This window comes from Massilia sp. CCM 8734 (assembly GCF_011682155.1).
GTDB lineage: Bacteria > Pseudomonadota > Gammaproteobacteria > Burkholderiales > Burkholderiaceae_D > Telluria_A > Telluria_A rubra.
In genome coordinates this window covers 26,774-46,730 of sequence record NZ_WHJI01000006.1, presented here as the reverse complement: position 1 = coordinate 46,730, position 19,957 = coordinate 26,774, and the positions used below count along the sequence as shown (strand labels likewise).

Sequence of the window (19,957 nt, the reverse complement as noted above, 5' to 3'; positions counted from 1 at the left end):
GTGCAAGGCGTTTTTTATGATCGCTACCTTCAAAACCGTCGTTCCCGCGAAGGCGGGAACCCAAGTTGGTTCCGTAGCCTGGGGCGACGCAATGAGCTTGGGTTCCCGCTAAGGGGGCCGCCGAGCCCGGGAACGACGGTATCAGCCCGCCTTCACCGCCGCATACCGCTCCAACGTCTTCGCGCGCGCCTCGTCATGCCTGACCAGCGGCGCCGGGTAATCCTTCCCCAGCACGATCTTCTTCTGCGCCAGCACCATCGGCGGCACCGTCCACGGCGCGTGGATCTCCTTGTCCGACAAGCCATCGAGCTGCGGCAGGTAGCGCCGGATGAAGTTCCCCTTGGCGTCGAACTTCTCCGACTGCGTGACCGGATTGAAAATCCTGAAATACGGCTGCGCGTCGCATCCCGACGACGACGCCCACTGCCACCCGCCATTGTTGGACGACAGGTCGTAATCGTTCAGGTGCAGCGCAAAATACGCCTCCCCGCGACGCCAGTCGATCCCCAGGTCCTTGATCAAAAAGCAGGCCGTGACCATGCGCAGCCGGTTGTGCATGTAGCCGGTCTGGTTCAACTGCGCCATGGCCGCATCGACCAGCGGATAGCCGGTACGCCCTTCGCACCAAGCGGCGAACATCGCGTCGGCCTCGGGCCCGGTCTCGAACGCAATCGCGTCATAGGCGGGCTTGAATGCGCGCTCGACGACATGCGGATGGTTATACAAAATCATGGCGTAAAAATCGCGCCAGATCAGCTCCGACAGCCACACCGGCGCGCCTTCGCCGCCGGCTCCGCGCGCAATGAGCTCCGTGACCGTGCGCACCAGGTGGCGCAGCGACAAGGTGCCGAAGCGCAGATGCACCGACAGGTACGACGGCCCCTTGACCGAAGGGTAATTGCGCGCCTCGCCATAATCGGCAATGCGGCCAATGAAGTCGTCGAACAACTGCGCCGCGCCGCTCATGCCGGTTGGGATCGACAAGGCCGACAGATTGGTCGGTTCGAAGCCGATCTCGCGCAAGGTCGGCAGGCGCTCGTCGCCGGCGGGAGGCGCAAAGCGCGCCGCGTGCGGCTCCACCGCATACGCCACCACGCAATCCGGTTCGGCCGCCATGCGTTTGAGCCAGGCGTTTTTATACGGCGTGAAGACCGAGAAGTTCTGGCCCGCCAGCGTGAGCACCTCGCTCTTTTCGAAGATGACCTGGTCCTTGTGGCTGACCAGGCGCCGGCCGTCGGCCTCAAGGCGCGCGGCCACTTGCGCATCGCGCGCGATCGCCTGCGGCTCGTAGTCGCCGTTGACGAACACCGCGTCCACCCCAAGTTGCGCGGCAAGTGTTGGAATTAGCTCCACTGGGTCGGCATGGCGCACGATCAGGCAACCGCCCATCTGACGCAATTCCGTATCGAGTTCGGCCAGGCTGGCGTGAATGAATTCGACGCGGCGGTCCGCACGCGGTAAACTGTCGAGGATTGTGTTATCGTAAATGAACGCGCAATAGACGCTATTCGACGACGTTAATGCATGATGCAGCGCCGCGTGATCGAAGGCGCGCAAGTCGCGGCGAAACCAGACGAGCGATTTACTCATAATATTGATGGTGTTTGGTATCAAGAAAGGTGGGGGAATTATCGGCTACCATCGAAGTTAGCCGCGCGCGTGATGGCGCTTCCCGTGGTGGCGGCCGCAATTCAGTGTAAACTATCGAAAAATCCATCGTTTGCAAGCCCGGATACTAGCAGCAAAGCAGAACACCAGAGAGCGAGCAGAGAGAGTGACGAATATGAAGAAAAGCAAAATCGGCAAAACTCTGCCCGTGCCCGGCATGTCGCAGGACGACGAATTGCGTCCCGACGAAGGTCACGTCATGACATCGACCTTGAATTTAGCAAATCATTTCCTGATAGCGATGCCATCGATGCAGGACCCGATTTTCGGCGGCACCGTGGTCTATATCTGCGAGCATAACGACAAAGGCGTGCTCGGTGTGGTCATCAACAAGCCGACCGACATGACCATGGAAGTGCTGTTCGAACGGATCGACCTCAAACTTGCCGACGGCTTGCGCACCACCGTCGTCAATGAACCGATCATGTTCGGCGGCCCGGTCCAGGACGACCGCGGCTTCGTGCTGCACACCCCCGGCGCGCGCTATTCGTCGTCGCTCACCGTGACCGAGGACGTGGCCTTCACCACCTCGATCGACGTGCTCGAAGCGGTGGCCAACGGCGACGGCCCGCAACGGCTGCTGGTGTCGATCGGCTACGCCGGCTGGAGCCCCGGCCAGCTGGAAGACGAAATCGGCCGCAATGGCTGGCTGACGGTGGGCGCCGACGCGCGCGTGCTGTTCGACCTGCCGATCGAAGAACGCTACAACGCCGCCATCAAACTGCTTGGCATCGACCCGATGATGCTCGCCTCCGAGGCAGGCCATGCTTGACCACTCCTGCGGGAACCGCGCGCGTGGCTGAAGCGGTGATTGAACTCGTACTCGGCTTCGATTTCGGCATCAAGCGTATTGGCATCGCCATGGGGAATACCCTGACCGGTCAGGCGCAGCCGCTCGCGGTGGTCAACGCTATCGATAACGCGGCCCGCTTCAAGCAGATCGGCGAGCTGATCGCCGCCTGGGCGCCGGCCCGCCTGGTGGTGGGCGAACCGCGCCACCCGGACGGCGCCGAACACGAGATGACCCTGCGCTGCCGCCGCTTCGCCAACCAGCTGCACGGTCGCTTCAACCTGTCGGTCACGCTGGTCGACGAACGCTATTCGTCGGCCGTGATCAACGCCAGGCGCGGCCAGATCATCGACGACCAAGCCGCCTCCATCATTTTGCAACAATACTTTGACGACCATGCCAACAACAACTAATCAGCTCGACGCAATCAAGCAGTTCGACGCCGAGGCGCTGTACCAGACGCTGCTCGGCCAGGTGCGTGACGGCTTGCACGCAGTGCAGGACGCGGCCATCATCGGAATCCATTCGGGCGGCGCCTGGCTGGCCGAACGCCTCGCGGCGGACCTGGGCCTGAAAGAGCGCCTGGGCTTCATCGACGTGTCTTTCTACCGCGACGACTTTGCCAAGAAGGGCCTGCATCCGGACGTCAAGCCGACCCACATTTTGTTCAACGTCGACCGCGCCAACATCGTGCTGGTGGACGATGTGCTCTACACCGGGCGCACCACGCGCGCGGCGATCAATGTGCTGTTCGATTATGGCCGTCCGGCGCGCATCATGCTGGCGGCGCTGGCCGACCGCGGCGGGCGCGAGCTGCCAGTGGCGGCCGATTTCGTCGCCACCAGTGTCGCGCTGGAAGCCAATCAGTCGCTTGCGCTGGCGCGTGCCGGCGACGGGCAATTTTCGCTCACCATAGAAGAAGACCATGCTTAATCCGCAACTGAATAAAAATGGCGAACTGCAGCACCTGTTAAGCATCGAAGGGCTGCCAAAATCGATCGTCAATCATATCCTCGACACGGCGTCGAGCTTCGTCGGCATCTCCGATCGTGAAGTCAAGAAGGTGCCGCTCATGCGCGGCAAGAGCGTGTTCAACCTGTTCTTCGAGAACTCCACGCGCACCCGCACCACCTTCGAGATCGCCTCCAAGCGCCTCTCGGCCGACGTCATCAATCTCAATATCCAGGCGTCGTCGGCCAGCAAGGGCGAGTCGCTGCTCGACACCATCGACAACCTGTCGGCCATGCACGCCGATATGTTCGTGGTGCGCCACGCGCAGTCGGGCGCGCCCTACCTGATCGCCAAGCACCTGATCGACACGAAGCAGTCGCACGTCCACGTGGTCAACGCGGGCGACGGCCGCCACGCGCACCCGACCCAGGGCCTGCTCGACATGTACACGATCCGGCACTACAAAAAAGACTTCACCAAGCTGCGCGTGGCCATCGTGGGCGACATTTTGCACAGCCGCGTGGCGCGCTCCGATATCCATGCCCTGACCACCCTGGGCGTGCCGGAAGTGCGCGCCATCGGCCCGCACACCTTGCTGCCGGGCGGGCTGGAACAGATGGGCGTTCGCGTGTTTACCAACATGGACGAGGGCCTGAAGGACGTTGACGTCATCATCATGCTGCGCCTGCAGAACGAGCGCATGAGCGGCGCCTTGCTGCCATCGGCGCAGGAGTATTTCAAGAGCTATGGCCTCACGCCCGAGCGCCTGGCGCTGGCCAAGCCCGATGCGATCGTCATGCATCCGGGGCCGATGAACCGGGGCGTGGAAATCGATTCGGCCGTGGCCGATGGCGCGCAGGCGGTGATTTTGCCGCAGGTGACGTTCGGGATCGCGGTACGGATGGCGGTAATGAGTATTCTGGCAGGAGCGCAAGGGTGAACGTGAACAACCATCTTCATATCAAGAACGGGCGCCTGATCGACCCGGCCAACGGCATCGACGCAGTCACCGATTTGTTTATCATCGACGGCAAGGTCGCCTCGACCGGCACGGCGCCGGCCGGCTTCAATGCCGGCAACAGCATCGACGCCACCGGTCTCGTGGTCGCTCCCGGCCTGGTCGACCTGTCGGCGCGCCTGCGCGAGCCGGGCTACGAATACAAGGCCACCCTCAAGTCCGAGATGCAGGCGGCGATGCAGGGCGGCGTGACCAGCCTCATTTGTCCGCCCGATACCGATCCGGTGCTGGACGAACCGGGCCTGGTCGAAATGCTCAAGCACCGTGCCAGCAAACTGCGGCAGGCCAATGTGCACCCGCTGGGCGCGCTGACCATGGGCCTGAAGGGCAAGGCCCTGACCGAGATGATGGAGCTGACCGAAGCGGGCTGCATCGGCTTTTCGCAGGCCGAGGAAGTCATCGAAGACACCACCGTGCTGCTGCGCGCCATGCAGTACGCGAAAACCTTCGGCTTTACCGTGTGGGTGCGCCCGCAGGATGCGCACATCGGGCGCGGCGGCATCGCCCACAGCGGGCCGCTGGCCTCGCGCCTGGGCCTGGCCGGCGTGCCGGTGATGTCCGAAACCATCGCGCTGCACACCGTGTTCGAACTGGTGCGCGCCACCGGCGCGCGCGTGCACCTGTGCCGCATGTCGTCCGCCGCCGGCCTGGAGCTGGTCAAGGCGGCCAAGAAGGAAGGCTTGCCGATCACTTGCGACGTGGCGGTGCATCATGTGCACATGACCGACGCCGACATCGGCTTTTTCGATTCCAACGCGCGCGTCACGCCACCGTTTCGCAGCCAGCGCGACCGCGATGCGATCCGCGCCGCCCTGTACGACGGCACCATCGACGCCATCTGCTCGGACCACACTCCGGTCGACGACGACGAGAAGCTGCTGCCGTTCGGCGAAGCCTCGCCCGGCGCCACCGGGCTGGAACTGCTGCTGTCGCTGGCGATCAAGTGGGCCGACGATTACGCCGGCATGCAGCACGACGCCGCCGCCTCAAGCACGCCGCTCTCGCGCGCCATCGCCAAGATCACCACCGACGCGGCGCGCATCGCCGGCCTGGACGTAGGCCAGCTGGCGCCGGGTGCTCCCGCCGATGTGGTGGTGTTCGACCCGGCCGCGCGCTGGACGGTCGAGGCCTCGGCCCTGGCGAGCCAGGGCAAGCACACGCCTTTCCTGGGCTACGAACTGGCCGGGCAGGTCAGGGCGACCATCGTCGGCGGACGCATCGCGTTCCAGCGCTAGTGCTGATTGAGCACTTGCAGTGGCATGCGGCGCGCGACGCCGCATGCACATCGGGTCGTTCGCGCTCCCGGCTTTCCCGTTTTTTTGGAGTCGTTTGAAGATCAAGCTCTATTTCCGGCTGTGCCGCGTGTTTTTCCATCTGTTGACCGGCTTGTCCGCGTGCGCATTCGTGTTCCCGTGGGCCAGCCACGCGCTACGCGACCGCGTCACGCAAAGCTGGTCGCGCCGGCTGGTGGGCATCTGCGGCGTGACCGTGACGCCGTCCACCGGCGTGGCGGCGCTGGCGCACGCGATGGTGGTGGCCAACCACGTCTCGTGGCTCGATATCTTTGTGATCAATGCGCTGTACCCGTGCCGCTTCGTGGCCAAGTCCGAGATCCGCGAGTGGCCGGTGCTCGGCTGGCTGGCCGACAAGGCCGGCACGGTGTTCCTCGCGCGCGGCAACCGGCGCGACCTGCGCCAGATTTTCAAGGGCCTGGTGCACAAGCTGGAGCAGGGCGAGCGGGTCGCCTTCTTCCCCGAAGGGACCACCGCCGCGCAGGGCAGCCTGTTGCCGTTCCATGCCAACCTGTTCGAAGCGGCGGTCGATGCCGGCGTGATGGTGCAGCCGTACGCGGTGAGCTATGTGGACGCCAGCGGCGCGCTGCATCCGTCCATCGAATTCATCGGCGAGATGACCTTCGCCGAGAGCATGGTGGCGATCCTGTCCGGTCCCGCCGTGACTGCGCGCGTGGTGTGCATGGAGCCGATCGACGCCGCCGGCGCGCACCGGCGCGATGTCTGCGCCGCCGCCCACGCTGCCGTGGGAACGGCGCTGGGGCACAAGCCCGGCTAGCAGCCTGTCGGACTTGGGGAGTCGAAGCGAAAAAATAGCTGGGCGAGGCCAGATTTTGACGATTTCGCAGTGCCAATAGCGAGCTATTGGCCGAGAAAGCGGCGAAATATGGGCCGTCCCAGGTATTTTTGCAGCCGACGATCCCAAGTCCGACAGGCTGCTAGGCTTTCGGCTTGCCCGGTTCCTTGTACTCGGGGCAGTCGACTTGCAGCAGGCTGCGGTCGTTCAGGCACAGCGCGGTCAATTTGCCGCCCCACACGCAGCCGCTGTCGAGGCCAACCACGTCATCGCGCAGCAGCAGGCCAAGCGCCGACCAGTGGCCGAACACCACAGTGGCGCCCAGGCTGCGCCGGCCCGGCAGGTCGAACCAGGGCAGCAGGCTTGACCCTGGCGGCGCGCCCGCGCTTTCCTTTTCCTTGAAATCCATGGTGCCGTCGGGCGCGCACAGGCGCATGCGCGTGAGCGCGTTGACGATGCAGCGCAGGCGCGCCAGGCCGCTGAGCGCATCGTCCCAGCGCGCCGGCTCGTTGCCGTACATGTCGCGCAAAAAATCGATCCAGCCCGGCCCGCGCAGCACCGCTTCGACTTCGCCCGCCAGCGCCATGGTTTGCGCCGCGTCCCACTGCGGGGCTACGCCCGCATGCACCAGCAGGTGGCCTTCGGCCATCATCGCCAGCGGGCGATGACGCAGCCAGTCGATCAGCTCAGCGCGGTCGGGCGCGGCCAGGATGGCGTCGAGCGTATCGGATTTCGAGGTCTTTTGCGCGCCCACCGCCACCGCCAGCAAATGCAGGTCGTGGTTGCCGAGCAGCGCCTCGCCGGCGCCCGCGCGCTCCAGCGCGGCCACCCGGCGCAGCGCGTCGAGCGAGGCCGGGCCGCGGTTGATCAGGTCCCCCACGAACAGGACGCGCGCGGGGCCGCCCGCATCTTCTTCGATGCGCTTGAGCAGGACAGCGGTTTCGTGGGCGCATCCTTGCAGATCGCCGATGACATAAGTTCTTAACAATTCAATTCCAGTACGGGCAGGGTTCACATAAAATCATGGTGTCGCATTTCCAGGCCCGGCGGATACTAAATCATTTTTGTAAGCAATGGGGCCGGTTTGAGCTGTAACATGCATTGCTGTCATGCCACTAGCCGTCGTTTGAGCCTGATCAATATGGGTATCGATTGCGCGCGCGTATTTGCGTATCATATGCTGGTGCGGGCCGGTCCGGACCGTCCCGGCCAATAAAAGATAATGCTTACCGGCAGTATTTGATGCCCTTCGATGATAGGATTTTCTGATGAAAGTCACGCCCACCGCCATTCCCGAAGTCCTGATCCTGGAGCCGCGCGTGTTCGGCGACGACCGGGGCTTTTTCTTTGAAAGTTTTAACGAGCGCAAATTCGAGCAGTTGACCGGGGTCTGCGCGCATTTTGTCCAGGATAACCACTCCAAGTCGGCCAAGAATGTGTTGCGCGGCCTGCATTACCAGATCAGCCACCCGCAAGGCAAACTGGTGCGCGTGAGCGCGGGATCGGTGTATGACGTGGTGGTCGATTTGCGTAAATCGTCGGCCTTTTTCGGGCGCTGGATCGGATTGGATTTATCTGCCGAAAACCAGCGTCAGCTATGGGTGCCGCCCGGTTTCGCGCACGGTTTCATGGTCACCAGCGATAGCGCCGAAGTCCAGTATAAAACCACCGATTACTGGGCGCCCGAACTGGAACGGGTGATTCTATGGAATGATCCCGACATCGGCATTGAATGGCCCTTGCCCGGTTTGCCTATGCTTTCCGGAAAAGACAGCAAGGGTGCGCTGCTGGCGCAGTCCGACGTATTTCCATGAAGATTTTACTCACCGGCGCCAACGGCCAGCTTGGCCATGAACTGGCGCGCAGCCTGCGCCCGCTGGGCGAACTGGTCGCGCCCGCGCACGCCGCTTGCGACCTGGCCGACCTCGACCAGTTGCGCACCGTGCTGCGCACGGTGCGGCCGGACCTGATCGTCAACGCGGCCGCCTATACGGCCGTGGACCGCGCCGAGGACGAGCCCGCGCTGGCGATGCGCGTCAACGCCGATGCGCCGGCCCTGATGGCGCACGAGGCGAGGGCGCTGGGCGCGGCGCTGCTGCATTATTCCACCGATTACGTGTTCGACGGCAAGGCGACGGGCGCCTATGCCGAGACCGACACCCCCGCGCCGCTGAGTGTCTACGGGCAGAGCAAGCTTGCCGGGGAGCAGGCCATTGCCGCCGCCGGCATCCGGCATCTGATCCTGCGTACCAGCTGGGTGTACAGCTTGCGCGGCAATAACTTCCTGTTGACCATGTTGCGCCTGGCAAGGGAGCGCGCGCAGTTGCGTATCGTTGCCGATCAGCATGGCGCACCCACCTGGAGCCGCACCCTGGCCGACACCAGCGCGCATTTGCTGGGCCTGGCGGAGGCGGGCGGCGCCCCGTGGTGGGAGCGGCACGGCGGCCTGTACCACCTGAGCAGCCAGGGCTGCACCAGCTGGGCCGGCTTTGCCGGGGCGATTTTCAGCGCTGCCGGCGTCGCTTGCGAGGTGGTGCCGATCACTGCGGCGGAATATGGCGCCAAAGCACCGCGACCGGCCAATTCCAGCCTAAATTGCGGCAAGCTGACGGCCCTGTGCGGCCCTTTGCCGGACTGGCAAACGGCCCTGGCCGACTGCCTTTCTTCAGCAGACGCCGGCAGGGGTCTTGTCCAAGACTAAGCAAAAATGCCGCAACAGGCGTCGAAAGCGCTCTTTTTTGCATAAAACCTGCGTAGCGTCGCCCGCTGGCCCCCATCCTGGCGTATTTGGGGGGCGGGTAATCCGGTACAATCATGGATTACCTTCATACCAGATCATGGCGACCGCAACACTCACCGCATGCGTTGGTCCGCCGGGTAGGGCACGAGCCTGCCCGCGTTTTAGCATATATAAATAATAATGTTTTCATTTCTCGTGAGTTTCGTCGCTTCCGCCTTGCTGACCCTGCTTGTGATCAAGCAGGCCAGGCTGCATGGTCCCGCGCTCGATGCCGATTTCTTCGGCGTTCAAAAAGTCCATTCGCATACCGTGGCGCGCATTGGCGGGCTGCCGATTTTCATGGCGGTCGTGATCAGCGCGCTCATTTCGATCTGGCGCGTGCCGGCCATGGCCGTCTGGCTGATGTCGCTGATGCTGTGCGCCGGGGTGGCCTTTGTCGGCGGCATTGTGGAAGACTACACCGGCAATGTCAGTGCGCTGCGGCGCCTGATATTGACGATGGCGGCCGCCTTGCTCGGCTATTTCTTGCTCGGCGCCAAACTCGACCGCATCGATTTTCCGTTCAGTTCGTGGCGCATCGTGTATATCTGGGTGGCCGTTCCGCTGACCGTACTGGCGGTGGCCGGTATCGCCAACGCGATTAATATCATCGACGGATTTAATGGTCTGGCCAGCGTGGTAACCATCTGTATGCTTATCTCGCTCGGTTATGTGGCGTGGCAGGTGGGCGATGTGTTCGTGCTGGTGGCGGCGCTGATGGTGGCGGGCGCCACGGCCGGCTTCCTGATCTGGAATTACCCGGTCGGCCTGATATTCCTGGGCGACGGCGGGGCGTATTTTATCGGCTTCATGCTGGGCGAGCTGGCGCTGCTGCTGGTAATGCGCAACCCCGACGTGTCGACCTGGTATGCGGCTTTGCTGCTGATATATCCGGCGTTCGAAACGATTTTCTCGGCCTATCGCCGCATGTTCTTGCGCGGAAAATCGCCGGCTATGCCGGACGGGATACACCTGCACAGCCTGATTTTCCGGCGCATTGTGCAATGGGCGGTGGGCCGCAAAGAAGCGCGCGCCCTGATGCGCCGCAATTCGCTAACATCACCGTACCTGTGGATGTTTTCCCTGATGGCGGTAATCCCGGCCACGGTGTTCTGGAAAGATACCGGAGTATTGATTTTCTTCTGCTTATTGTTCGTCGTCAGTTATGTGTGGCTGTATGCGCGTATTGTTCGATTTAAGTCACCCCGATGGCTCATTCTTCGCAAGAAGGACTAGCATTAATGCGCGGATGTAGTATATTGCGACAATTGGTGAGATTTCACTTAATCTGTTTCAACCCACTTTGAAGGAACGATGATGGATCTGTCAAATATGTCGATCGGTGATCTGCGCAACCTGCAGGATCAAATCAAGCAAGAAATGAAGAAGCGCGAGCACCAGGAAGTCGCCAAAGCCCGCGAACAGATCCTGGCAATTGCCCAGAGCGTTGGTGTGCCACTAAAGGATCTGATCGGTACCGGTATCCGCGCCAAGACCGGCAGCGTCGCCGTGCGTTATCGTCATCCGGACAATGCAGCCCAACAATGGACCGGCCGTGGCCGTCAGCCGAAATGGGTCAAGGAATGGGTCGAAGGCGGCAAGGATATCGACAAGCTGCGCGTGTAATCGATTTTCATGTAGCGGCAGGATCGGCGGGCAATTCCCAAAGGCCCCGCTTGCCGCTACAATATCAGGCATTCCCGGTCTTTTTCTTTAATCGCTGTCCCCCATCATCATCCCGACGCACTGTTTGCAAGCCAGGTTACCGCCGTTTCCGCATGGCGCTCGCCAGCATCCTGCCGCGCCGCGACTTACCTGAGGTTTCTACTCCATGCTTCCACTTTCCAAGACGATCTTCAAAGCCTACGACATTCGCGGTGTGATCGGCAGCACGCTCGACGCCGGCATCGCGCACCAGATCGGCCAGGCCTTCGGCGCCGCCGCGCTGGCCAAGGGCGAAGGCACCGTCGTGATCGGCCGCGATGGCCGCTTGTCGGGTCCGGAACTGACGGCAGCGCTGGCGCAAGGCTTGCAGGCTTCCGGCGTCGATGTGATCGACCTGGGCGTGGTGGCCACGCCGATGGTCTACTTCGGCACCAATGTGCTGGGCGCGGCCTCGGGCATCATGGTCACGGGCAGCCACAATCCGCCCAACTACAACGGCTTTAAAATGGTGCTGGCCGGCGAAGCGATCCACGGCGAGACCATTCAAGCGCTGTACCACAGCATCGCCGCGCACGACGGCAGCGTTGCCGCCACGCCGGGCGCCTACAGCACCCACGACATCCGCACCGCTTACCTCGAGCGCATCATCGGCGACGTCAAGCTGGCGCGCCCGATGAAGATCGCGGTCGACTGCGGCAACGGCGTGGCCGGCGCCTTTGCCGGCGACCTATATCGCGGCATGGGTTGCGAAGTGATCGAATTGTTCTGCGAAGTGGACGGCACCTTCCCCAACCACCATCCCGATCCGGCCCATCCTGAAAACCTGCAAGACCTGATCCGCTGCCTGCACGAGACCGACGCCGAAATCGGCATCGCCTTCGATGGCGACGGCGACCGCCTGGGCGTGGTTACCAAGGATGGCCAGATCATTTATCCGGACCGCCAGATGATGCTGTTCGCGGCCGATGTCCTGTCGCGCAATCCGGGCGCGGAGATTCTGTACGACGTTAAATGCACGCGCCACCTGGCGCCGTGGATTTCGAAACATGGCGGGCGTCCGCTGATGTGGAAAACCGGCCACTCGCTGGTCAAGGCCAAGCTGCGCGAAACGGGCGCCCCGCTGGGCGGCGAAATGAGCGGCCATATCTTCTTCAAGGACCGCTGGTACGGTTTCGACGACGGCCTGTATTCCGGCGCGCGCCTGCTCGAACTGCTGACCAGAGAGGCCGATCCGTCGGCCATGATGAACGCGCTGCCGCAGTCCGACAGCACGCCCGAACTGCACCTGCACCTGGCCGAGGGCGAGAACGTGGCCCTGATCGAGCGCCTGCGCAATGAAGCGTCCTTCCCCGGCTCGGAGCGCATCATCGACATCGACGGCCTGCGCGTCGAGTATCCGGACGGCTTTGGCCTGGCGCGTTCGTCCAACACCACGCCGGTGGTGGTGATGCGCTTCGAAGCGGAAACGCCGGAAGCGCTGCGCCGCATCCAGGGCGAGTTCCGGCGCGTGATCGTGGCCGTGCGCCCCGACGCCGAACTGCCGTTCTGAGCGCGAGCCCCGCTTGGCGCGCCTGAACATCCTGCTGGTGCGCGTGTCGTCCCTGGGCGACGTGCTGCACAACCTGCCGATGGTGGCCGACATCTTGCGCCACCATCCCGACGCCAACATCGATTGGGTGGTGGAGGAGGGCTATGTCAGCCTGGTGCGCCTGAACCCGCGCGTGCGTCGCATCATTCCGTTCGCCTTGCGGCGCTGGCGCAAGAGCCTCGGCAAGAAGGAGACGCGCGCCGAGATACGCGGTTTTTTCAAGGCCGTGCGCGAGGAAGAATACGACTATGTGTTCGATACCCAGGGCCTGCTCAAGACCGGCATCATCATGGGCGCCGCGCGCATCAAGAAGGGCGGGCGCAAGGTAGGCCTGGCCAACGGCAGCGAAGGCTCCGGCTACGAAGGCGTCTCGCGCATCTTCCACACCCAAAGCATTCCTACCAACCCGCGCACGCACGCGGTGGCGCGCGGGCGCCTGGTGGCCGGCGCGGCGCTCGGCTACGCGCTCGATACCAGGCCCGACTTCGGCCTGCCGGGGCTTGAGCACGCCAACCGGCCGGCATGGATGCCGGCCGGGGACTACGCGGTGTTCTTCCACGGGACCGCGCGCAACGCCAAGAAATGGGCGCCCGAGAACTGGATCGCCACCGGGCATGCACTGGCGCCCATGCCGGTGCTGCTGGCCTGGGGCTCGCCCCTTGAGAAAACCGAAGCCGACACGCTCGCCGCCAGTCTCCCGAACGCCACCGTGCTGCCCAAACTGTCGATGGATGAAGCGGTGAGCCTCGCGCGCAACGCGGCGCTGGCGATCGGCGTCGACACCGGCCTGACCCACATCGCCGCCGCCTTCATGCGTCCCGTGATCGAAATTTACTGCGACTCGCCCAAGTGGAAGACCGAAGGCAACTGGTCGGAGCAGATCATCAACCTGGGCGACAAAGGCGCGCCGCCGGCGGTAGCCGAGGTGCTGGCGGCCGTCAAGCAATTGCGGGGCATGGCCTGATGCGCACCTTCTACAGCGTGATGTGGTACCTGGCCCTGCCGCTGGTGCTGCTGCGCCTGTGGTGGCGCGGCATGAAGGAGCCTGGCTACCGCCAGCACTGGCGCGAGCGGCTCGGTTTCTACCGCGAGCGCGCGCCGGGTTGGCACACGATCTGGGTGCACGCGGTGTCGGTCGGCGAAACGCGCGCCGCCGAACCGCTGATCGACGCGCTGGTCGAGGCCTATCCCGACAGCCGCATCCTGCTCACCCACATGACGCCCACCGGGCGCGCTACCGGCAAAGTGCTGTTCGCCAAGCATGGCGAGCGCCTGATCCAGGCCTATCTTCCGTACGACACCGTGGCCATGGTGAACCGCTTCATTCGCCAGTTCACGCCGCGCATCTGCATCCTGATGGAGACCGAGGTCTGGCCCAACCTGATCGCCGCCTGCGGCGAGCGCATTCCGGTCGCGCTGGTCAATGCACGCCTGTCGGAACGCTCGCTCAGGCGCGGCCAGCGCTTCGGTAAACTCATGACCGAGGCCGGCCGCGGCATCGCCCTGGTGGGCGCCCAGACCGAGGCTGACGCGGCGCGCCTGCGTTCTTTCGGCGCGCCCAAGGTGGAAGTCACGGGCAGCATCAAGTTCGACGTGGTGGTGCCCGCTGCGGCGTTGGCGAGCGGCGCCTGGCTGCGTACGCAAATCGGCGCGCGCCCGGTGCTGCTGTGCGCCAGCACGCGCGATGGCGAAGAAGCGCTGATCCTGGACGCCTTCAAGGCGATGGCGTGGCCGCATGGCGCGCCGCTGCTCATGATCGTGCCGCGCCACCCGCAGCGTTTCGATGATGTGGCGGCGCTGGTCAAGGAGCGCGGCTTTTCGCTGCGGCGCCGCTCAGGCATCGCGGAGCACGGCGTCGACGCTCAGGTAATGCTGGGCGACTCGATGGGCGAAATGTTCGCCTACTACGCCGCGTGCGACGTCGCCTTTGTGGGCGGCAGCCTGCTGCCTCTGGGCGGCCAGAACCTGATCGAGCCATGCGCGCTGGGCAAACCGGTGCTGGTTGGCCCGCATACCTTCAATTTTGCGCTGGCCACCGACGACGCCATCGCCGCCGGGGGCGCGATTCGCGTGCCCGACGCCACCGCACTGCTGAGCGAAGCGGCGCGCCTGCTGAGCGACCCTGAGGCCCGCGCCGCCATGGGTGCGCAGGCGGCCGCATACGCCCAACGCCATCGCGGCGCGACCGCGCGCACAGTTGGTTTATTGCGACGACTGATTTATTAGGCTTTGGTAACATGTCCCCACAATAAATAATAACTGGGGAAGCACATGTGGTTCAGTCATCCAAAGCAGGTGGGCAGCCGCAAGCCCGTCGCCATGCTGGTTCAACGCCAGCGCCTCGAGCCGGCCAACGGCATTACCATCGATAACCCGCTGATGTCGCTGCCGGTCCTGGGCCCCGGCCTGGTGCCGGCCAGCGCACCCGAAACGGTGCAGTTTTCGGTGCGCTATGCGCTGCCGGAATATGTCAGCTTCATGTGGCAGCACGCCGGCTATATCATCCGCCGGCGCCGCATCGGTACCCTGGCTACGTATTGGATGCAAATCAAAAGTACCTCGTCCGCGGCCCTGCATTTCGTCGCCCAGGGGCGGTCGCGCAATACCTATGAATTTACGATCGACACGCACGGCATCGTGCGCGCCAGCCGCAGCGGCGTAACCCTGGTGCCGTGGGGCGATGTATGTTCGATCCGGCGCTATTCGCGCGGCTTCATGATGGTGCTCAAACGCGGCACCCTGCCGATTCCGTTTCGCTGCCTGAGCCAGGCGCAAGGCGAGAGCATGGCGCGCTTCGGCGAATCGGTGCGGGCACTGAGAGGCTGAGAGTCTTTCGATCATGCCCGCTCATCACGCCAGAAAGCGCCCGCTCGTCGTTGCAAATGCTCGCCATAGCCCGAGCTATGGCTGTGTCCTAGCTCGGCCACTCTCTGGCGCGTTGCTCGGGCACGCCGAAAAACTCTTAACCTCTGACGCGGCTTTGATGCGGCTGCGAGCCGACCGGCATCTGTTCAGGCGCTGAACACCACCGGCATCTCCTGCGAGCGCTGGCGCAGCGCCAGCCTGGCGCCGTCATAGTCGGGATACACCGATTCCACCTTGGCCCAGAAGCGCGCGCTGTGGTTCATTTCGAGCAGGTGCGCCAGTTCGTGCGCCACCACGTAGTCGACCAGCGGCAGTGCGTAGTGGACCAGGCGCCAGTTCAGGCGGATGCGCCCATCGACCGTGCATGAACCCCAGCGCGTGCCGGCTGACGAGAGCGTGAGCGAGGCATGGCGCACCCCCAGTTTTTCGGCATACAGGTCGAGCCGTTCGGCGAACAGGCGCTTCGCTTCCGCCTGGAACCAGATTTTCACCCGCTCCTGCAACTGCCATTCGGCCAGCCCCGCCACGACGCCCACTGTGAGTACGCGCGCCTGCTCGTCGAACTCGCAGCGGCTGCGCGGCGCGTCGACCAGGCGCAGGGTGATGTTCGCGCCCAGGTAGGGCAGTTGGGCGCCGTCGACCCACACCACCGGCGCGCGTTCCTGACGCGTGGCGCGCCGCTCGCCGCGTTCGCGCAGCTTGGTGAGGATCCAGCGCTGCTTGGCGCGGATGGCGTTGTCGATGTCGGCCAGGGTGATGCGCCTGGGGGCCGTGACGCGCAGTCCCTGGTCGTCGATCATGAAGCCGATCGAACGCCGGCTCGAGCGGCGCAGTTCGAATTCGAGGCTATGGGGACCGAGCTGAATGCGCCGCAGCGGCGGCGCGTCCGGTGCGCGCACCGGCGTGGGAAAAACGACTTTGGGCGGCGCCGGCGGCGCCTTGAACAGCGGCTGCGGCGCGCTGGACTGCTTCGCGGCCGGTTCGATCGCCGCAAAAAAGTCCTGGGTAAACAGTTCGAGCTGGTCGCCGTCGATCTTGGGCGAGGACTCGTTCTTTTGCGGCGCCGATGACTGGATCAGGGCGCCGACTCCGCTCAGCCAGCGTTGTAGGCGTGGGGCGAAATGACGCGCATTTCGGATTCTATCCAATTTTCTACCTCTTGCATCAAGCTGTCGGGAGTGTGTCCATCGGGAGAAATCGGTTTGCCGACCGACACCGTGATCACACCGGGGCGTTTCAGAAAAGAGTTCTTGGGCCAGCATTCACCTGAATTATGCGCGATCGGCACCACCACCGCATTCGTTTCAATCGCCAGGCGCGTGCCGCCGCTTTTGTATTTGCCTGTTTGACCGACCGGGATGCGGGTCCCTTCAGGGAACATGATAATCCATTGGCCGGTGGCCAGGCGTCGTTTGCCATGCGCGACGACGTGCTTGAAGGCGTTCTTGCCCTGTTTGCGGTCGATCGGAATCATGCGCAGCAGCGCCATGGCCCAGCCGAAGAAGGGGATATACAAAATCTCCTTCTTGAAGACGAACACCAAAGGGCGGGTCAGGTTCGGCAGCAGAAAAATCGTCTCCCACGCCGACTGGTGTTTCGACAGCACGATGGCCGGTGCGTCGGGCAGGTTGTCGTAGCCCTTGAATTCGTAGCGGATGCCGCAAATGACCTTGGCGCACCAGATCACGAACACGTTCCAGCGCGAGGTGACCCAGAAGCGTTGGTTGTACGGCAGCGGCGCGGCCAGGAAGCACACGCAGGCCCACACAATGGTGGCCACGACCATGATCACGGTAAACAACAGGGAACGCAGGAACAGGAAGGTATGACGCAAAGAAGTCTCCGGGGATGCGTGAGGGGTGGTGTCAGGTTGCGCCATGGCCGGCTGGCGCGGCCGGGGCAGTGGCCTTGAGCAGCGCGCTGACCATCGTCGCCAGGTCGGGGAAGACCTGGGTGCCGGGCGGCAGGCCGCCGGTTTCGCGGGTCTTTTCGCCTTTGCCGGTCAGGACCAGGTAGGGCGTGCAGCCGCTGATGAAGCCCGCCTGCAGGTCGCGCAGCGAGTCGCCCACGGTCGGTACGCCTTTCAGGCTGACCTTGAAGCGCTTGGAGATTTCTTCGAACATGCCCGACTTGGGCTTGCGGCAGTCGCAGTTGTCGATGGCCGCGTGCGGGCAGAAGAAGATGGCGTCGATGTCCGCGCCGACCTGCTGCGCGCTGGCGTGCATCTTCTGGTGGATGGCATTCAAAATCGCCATGTCGAACAGCTCGCGCGCAATGCCCGACTGGTTCGACGCGATGACCACCCGATAACCCGCCTGGTTCAGGCGGGCGATCGCTTCGAGCGAGCCGGGGATCGGAATCCATTCGGCCGGCGACTTGATAAAGGCCGGCGAATCGTGGTTGATGACGCCGTCCCGGTCGAGGATGATCATCTTCATGCGCGCTTCTCCTAGGCCGCCAGCTTCGAAATGTCGGCCACGCGGTTCATCATGCCGTGCAGGACCGACAGCAGCGCCAGGCGGTTGTTGCGCAGCGCCAGGTCTTCGTCCATCACCATCACGTCATCGAAAAACCGGGCGACGTCGTCGCGCAGCTGGGCCAGTGTTTTCAGCGTGCCGGCAAAGTCGCGCGCCGCAAAGGCCGCGTCGATCTCGGGGCGCACGCGCGCAATCGCCGCGAACAGGGTGCGTTCGGCGTCTTCCTTGAGCAGCGCTTCGGAAGGTTCTTCGGCCACGGCGCCGTTTTTCTTGAGGATGTTGGTGATGCGCTTGTTCGCTTCGGCCAGGGTAACGCTTTCCGGCAGGGCGGCAAAGGCTTGCACCGCTTCCAGGCGTGCGACGATGTCGTGCAGGCGATCGACGTGCGAGGTGAGCACCGCTTCGACTTCGTTGGCGGAGAAGCCGCGCTCGCGCAGCACGCCGCGCAGGCGCTCGAACATGAAGGCGCGCACGTCCAGCACCGGATCGGTGAAGCCGGCGATGCCTTCGAAGCGCGCGTTGGCGAATCCGAGCAACTGGATGATCGACACGTCCATGCGCTTTTCGACCAGCATGCGCAGCACGCCCAGCGCGTGGCGGCGCAGTGCGAACGGATCTTTTTCGCCGGTTGGCTGCAGGCCGATGCCCCAGATGCCGACCAGGGTTTCGAGCTTGTCGGCCAGGGCCACGGCGGTGCCGGTGTCGGTCGATGGCAGGGTGTCGCCGGCAAAGCGCGGCTGATAGTGCTCGGTCGCGGTCAAGGCCACTTCTTCCGGCTCGCCGTCGTGACGCGCGTAGTAGGTGCCCATGATGCCTTGCAGCTCGGGGAATTCGCCCACCATGTCGGTCAAGAGGTCGGCCTTGGACAGTTGCGCGCCGCGCGCGGCCAGTTGTTCGTCGTAGCCCATGGTGCGGGCGATGTCGGTGGCAATGGCCACCACGCGCTGCGAACGCGCGGCCTGGGTGCCCAGCTTGTTGTGGTAGACCACATTGGCCAGCAGCGGCAGGCGCGACTCGAGCGTTTTCTTCTTGTCCTGCTCGAAGAAGAACTTGGCGTCGGACAGGCGCGGACGCACCACGCGCTCGTTGCCGCCGATGATGTGCTGCGCATCGTCCGTCTCGATGTTGGAGACGATCAGGAAGCGCGAACGCAGCTTGCCGGCGGCATCGGTCAGCGCAAAATACTTCTGGTTGGTCTGCATGGTGAGGATCAGGCATTCCTGTGGCACGGCCAGGAATTCTTCTTCGAAGCGGCACTCGTAGACCACCGGCCACTCGACCAGCGCCGACACTTCATCGAGCAGCGACTCGGGCATCAGCACCTGGTCGGCGCCGGCCGCTTGCAGCAGCGCGGCGCGAATTTTTTCCTTGCGCGCCTCGACATTGGCGATCACTTTGCCGTCGGCTTCGAGCGTGGCCGCGTACTGGTCCGCGTGGGCGATCGTCAAGGGCGCGCCATCGGTCAGGAAGCGGTGGCCGAGGGTTTGCTGGCCGGCGGCCAGGCCCAGCAGGGTCAAGGGCACGACGTCGGCGCCATGCAGCGCGACCAGCTTGTGGGCCGGGCGCACGAACTGCACGGTGGCGCCGTCCGGACGCTGGTAGCTCATTAATTTGGGGATCGGCAGGCGGGCGCAAGATTCTTCAAGCGCGGCCTGCAGGCCGGTTTGCAAGGCGCTGCCGGCCACCTGGCGGGTGTAGAACAGGCTTTCCGCCTTGCCGTCCACGGCGCGTTCCAGGGTCGCGATATCGAGGTCCGGCACGCCCAGGGCGGCCAGCTTCTTGGCCAGCGGCGCGGTGCCCTTGCCGTCGGCGTCAAGTGCGACGCTGACCGGCAGGACTTTTTCGCGCACCGATTTATCGGGCGACATGGCGCGCACGCCGGTGATCGAGACGGCGAGGCGGCGCGGCGAGGCGTAGCTTGTCGCCACGCTGTCGTCGCCGAGGAAGTCGCGCGATTTGAGTCCGTTCACAATGCCGGCGGCGAAAGCGGCGCCCAGTTTGGCCAGCGCTTTCGGCGGCAGTTCTTCGGTCAGCAGTTCGACGAGTAGGGTTTGATTCATCATTCTAA

Annotated in this window: 20 protein-coding genes; 14 read left to right on the top strand and 6 right to left on the bottom strand. The window is 63.9% G+C overall.

The features are described from left to right. Positions 1-141 precede the first annotated feature (141 nt). The gene (locus F2P46_RS07755) at positions 142-1,590 is read right to left on the bottom strand and encodes a deoxyribodipyrimidine photo-lyase (RefSeq protein ID WP_166887113.1); all 1,449 of its coding nucleotides are present in this window, start codon (positions 1,588-1,590) and stop codon (positions 142-144) included. A gap of 193 nt (positions 1,591-1,783) precedes the next feature. Here F2P46_RS07755 and F2P46_RS07750 point away from each other — a divergent pair, with 193 nt between their 5' ends. From F2P46_RS07750 to F2P46_RS07725, 6 genes are all read left to right on the top strand, one after another. Next, complete coding sequence (locus tag F2P46_RS07750; protein WP_166887110.1) at positions 1,784-2,440, top strand: YqgE/AlgH family protein; 657 nt, start codon at positions 1,784-1,786, stop codon at positions 2,438-2,440. 89 nt (positions 2,441-2,529) lie between these two features. Then, positions 2,530-2,871, top strand: a complete 342-nt coding sequence (ruvX, locus tag F2P46_RS07745; RefSeq protein ID WP_229509165.1) for a Holliday junction resolvase RuvX — start codon at positions 2,530-2,532, stop codon at positions 2,869-2,871. Continuing rightward, positions 2,855-3,391 carry a bifunctional pyr operon transcriptional regulator/uracil phosphoribosyltransferase PyrR gene (gene pyrR / locus F2P46_RS07740; RefSeq protein ID WP_166887107.1) on the top strand — a complete coding sequence of 179 codons (537 nt, stop codon included), beginning with the start codon at positions 2,855-2,857 and terminating at the stop codon, positions 3,389-3,391. The genes ruvX and pyrR overlap by 17 nt, the downstream gene beginning before the upstream one ends. Next, on the top strand, positions 3,384-4,349 hold the full coding sequence (locus F2P46_RS07735; RefSeq protein WP_166887104.1) for an aspartate carbamoyltransferase catalytic subunit: 966 nt from the start codon (positions 3,384-3,386) through the stop codon (positions 4,347-4,349). The genes pyrR and F2P46_RS07735 overlap by 8 nt, the downstream gene beginning before the upstream one ends. 2 nt (positions 4,350-4,351) lie before the next feature. Then, positions 4,352-5,662 (top strand): dihydroorotase, encoded by a 1,311-nt coding sequence (locus F2P46_RS07730; protein WP_166887101.1) that lies wholly within the window; start codon positions 4,352-4,354, stop codon positions 5,660-5,662. Between the two features lie 94 nt (positions 5,663-5,756). Then, positions 5,757-6,497, top strand: coding sequence for a lysophospholipid acyltransferase family protein (locus tag F2P46_RS07725; RefSeq protein ID WP_229509151.1), 741 nt, complete (start codon positions 5,757-5,759; stop codon positions 6,495-6,497). A gap of 160 nt (positions 6,498-6,657) precedes the next feature. Here F2P46_RS07725 and F2P46_RS07720 read toward each other — a convergent pair whose 3' ends face one another. After that, positions 6,658-7,503 (bottom strand): symmetrical bis(5'-nucleosyl)-tetraphosphatase, encoded by an 846-nt coding sequence (locus F2P46_RS07720; RefSeq protein ID WP_166887095.1) that lies wholly within the window; start codon positions 7,501-7,503, stop codon positions 6,658-6,660. A 280-nt stretch (positions 7,504-7,783) separates the two neighbouring features. Between F2P46_RS07720 and rfbC the strand changes: the two genes are divergently transcribed. The 8 genes from rfbC to F2P46_RS07680 all read left to right on the top strand — a co-directional run bounded on the left by rfbC (position 7,784) and on the right by F2P46_RS07680 (position 15,373). Next, positions 7,784-8,329 (top strand): dTDP-4-dehydrorhamnose 3,5-epimerase, encoded by a 546-nt coding sequence (gene rfbC, locus F2P46_RS07715; RefSeq protein ID WP_166887092.1) that lies wholly within the window; start codon positions 7,784-7,786, stop codon positions 8,327-8,329. Beyond that, positions 8,326-9,216, top strand: coding sequence for a dTDP-4-dehydrorhamnose reductase (gene rfbD, locus F2P46_RS07710; protein ID WP_166887090.1), 891 nt, complete (start codon positions 8,326-8,328; stop codon positions 9,214-9,216). The genes rfbC and rfbD overlap by 4 nt, the downstream gene beginning before the upstream one ends. A 219-nt stretch (positions 9,217-9,435) precedes the next feature. Then, positions 9,436-10,530 (top strand): glycosyltransferase family 4 protein, encoded by a 1,095-nt coding sequence (locus F2P46_RS07705; RefSeq protein ID WP_166887087.1) that lies wholly within the window; start codon positions 9,436-9,438, stop codon positions 10,528-10,530. A gap of 81 nt (positions 10,531-10,611) precedes the next feature. Next, positions 10,612-10,920 (top strand): H-NS family nucleoid-associated regulatory protein, encoded by a 309-nt coding sequence (locus tag F2P46_RS07700; protein WP_166887084.1) that lies wholly within the window; start codon positions 10,612-10,614, stop codon positions 10,918-10,920. A 205-nt stretch (positions 10,921-11,125) separates the two neighbouring features. Continuing rightward, on the top strand, positions 11,126-12,508 hold the full coding sequence (locus tag F2P46_RS07695; protein ID WP_166887081.1) for a phosphomannomutase/phosphoglucomutase: 1,383 nt from the start codon (positions 11,126-11,128) through the stop codon (positions 12,506-12,508). Positions 12,509-12,530: 22 nt separating this feature from the next. Beyond that, a complete protein-coding gene (gene waaC, locus F2P46_RS07690; protein WP_166887565.1) occupies positions 12,531-13,511 on the top strand; it encodes a lipopolysaccharide heptosyltransferase I in 981 nt (326 codons plus the stop codon). Next, positions 13,511-14,773, top strand: a complete 1,263-nt coding sequence (gene waaA, locus F2P46_RS07685; RefSeq protein ID WP_166887079.1) for a lipid IV(A) 3-deoxy-D-manno-octulosonic acid transferase — start codon at positions 13,511-13,513, stop codon at positions 14,771-14,773. The genes waaC and waaA overlap by 1 nt, the downstream gene beginning before the upstream one ends. Positions 14,774-14,818: 45 nt before the next feature. Continuing rightward, positions 14,819-15,373, top strand: coding sequence for a YcxB family protein (locus tag F2P46_RS07680; protein WP_229509149.1), 555 nt, complete (start codon positions 14,819-14,821; stop codon positions 15,371-15,373). 185 nt (positions 15,374-15,558) lie between these two features. On the opposite strand, the gene F2P46_RS07675 is transcribed toward F2P46_RS07680, so the two are convergent. The 4 genes from F2P46_RS07675 to glyS are packed head-to-tail and all read right to left on the bottom strand — an operon-like array spanning position 15,559 to position 19,949. After that, on the bottom strand, positions 15,559-16,491 hold the full coding sequence (locus F2P46_RS07675) for a SprT family zinc-dependent metalloprotease (RefSeq protein ID WP_166887559.1): 933 nt from the start codon (positions 16,489-16,491) through the stop codon (positions 15,559-15,561). Between the two features lie 14 nt (positions 16,492-16,505). Continuing rightward, positions 16,506-17,246 carry a 1-acyl-sn-glycerol-3-phosphate acyltransferase gene (locus tag F2P46_RS07670; RefSeq protein WP_166887076.1) on the bottom strand — a complete coding sequence of 247 codons (741 nt, stop codon included), beginning with the start codon at positions 17,244-17,246 and terminating at the stop codon, positions 16,506-16,508. 31 nt (positions 17,247-17,277) lie between these two features. Then, complete coding sequence (gene gmhB / locus F2P46_RS07665; RefSeq protein WP_166887073.1) at positions 17,278-17,850, bottom strand: D-glycero-beta-D-manno-heptose 1,7-bisphosphate 7-phosphatase; 573 nt, start codon at positions 17,848-17,850, stop codon at positions 17,278-17,280. 11 nt (positions 17,851-17,861) lie between these two features. Further along, positions 17,862-19,949, bottom strand: coding sequence for a glycine--tRNA ligase subunit beta (glyS, locus tag F2P46_RS07660; protein ID WP_166887555.1), 2,088 nt, complete (start codon positions 19,947-19,949; stop codon positions 17,862-17,864). Between the last annotated feature and the right edge of the window lie 8 nt (positions 19,950-19,957).

Coding starts and splice junctions, on each gene's coding strand:
- F2P46_RS07755 (WP_166887113.1), bottom strand. CDS start 1,590: ATGAGTAAATCGCTCGTCTGGTTTCGCCGCGACTTGCGCGCCTTCGAT.
- rfbC (WP_166887092.1), top strand. CDS start 7,784: ATGAAAGTCACGCCCACCGCCATTCCCGAAGTCCTGATCCTGGAGCCG.
- F2P46_RS07680 (WP_229509149.1), top strand. CDS start 14,819: ATGTGGTTCAGTCATCCAAAGCAGGTGGGCAGCCGCAAGCCCGTCGCC.
- glyS (WP_166887555.1), bottom strand. CDS start 19,949: ATGAATCAAACCCTACTCGTCGAACTGCTGACCGAAGAACTGCCGCCG.
- pyrR (WP_166887107.1), top strand. CDS start 2,855: ATGCCAACAACAACTAATCAGCTCGACGCAATCAAGCAGTTCGACGCC.
- F2P46_RS07750 (WP_166887110.1), top strand. CDS start 1,784: ATGAAGAAAAGCAAAATCGGCAAAACTCTGCCCGTGCCCGGCATGTCG.
- ruvX (WP_229509165.1), top strand. CDS start 2,530: ATGGGGAATACCCTGACCGGTCAGGCGCAGCCGCTCGCGGTGGTCAAC.
- waaA (WP_166887079.1), top strand. CDS start 13,511: ATGCGCACCTTCTACAGCGTGATGTGGTACCTGGCCCTGCCGCTGGTG.
- F2P46_RS07700 (WP_166887084.1), top strand. CDS start 10,612: ATGGATCTGTCAAATATGTCGATCGGTGATCTGCGCAACCTGCAGGAT.
- F2P46_RS07695 (WP_166887081.1), top strand. CDS start 11,126: ATGCTTCCACTTTCCAAGACGATCTTCAAAGCCTACGACATTCGCGGT.
- F2P46_RS07705 (WP_166887087.1), top strand. CDS start 9,436: ATGTTTTCATTTCTCGTGAGTTTCGTCGCTTCCGCCTTGCTGACCCTG.
- gmhB (WP_166887073.1), bottom strand. CDS start 17,850: ATGAAGATGATCATCCTCGACCGGGACGGCGTCATCAACCACGATTCG.
- F2P46_RS07735 (WP_166887104.1), top strand. CDS start 3,384: ATGCTTAATCCGCAACTGAATAAAAATGGCGAACTGCAGCACCTGTTA.
- rfbD (WP_166887090.1), top strand. CDS start 8,326: ATGAAGATTTTACTCACCGGCGCCAACGGCCAGCTTGGCCATGAACTG.